1 protein-coding gene is annotated in these 342 nt (G+C 31.0%); it reads right to left on the minus strand.

What is annotated here, in order from left to right; genetic code table 11:
- Positions 1–270: 270 nt before the first annotated feature.
- Positions 271–342 (minus strand): desulfoferrodoxin family protein (locus tag NE547_RS18100; RefSeq protein WP_256176634.1); only part of this gene is annotated, 72 nt, incomplete at its 5' end.

Consider the following 342-nt stretch of genomic DNA (forward strand, 5'->3'; position numbering starts at 1 on the left):
TATTTAACATCTTTGTCAAGCTAACAACTTCTTCGTTCATAGCCCCTATTACACCTATTTTGTTTATATTAGTCATATTCTCTCCTTATACACCATAAATCCACTTTAATCTCATATATATTATTACATAAATACTCTTGCATGTCCATAATTGAAGAAAATACTGATACGAAATAATTTCCATAATTTCATAAAAAAAGACCCACAAGACAGGTCTATAAAGACAATCTTGTAGGTCGATTGGTATACTATACGATTATCAAAGGATTATTATGCCTGAGCAATCCATAATCCATGTAGGTTACAGTATTCATATGCTGCTATAGCTTTGTCATCATCAGC

Origin of the sequence: Flavonifractor sp. DFI.6.63 (assembly GCF_024462255.1) — a bacterium.
Classification (GTDB): Bacteria; Bacillota; Clostridia; order Oscillospirales; family Oscillospiraceae; genus Lawsonibacter_A; species Lawsonibacter_A hominis.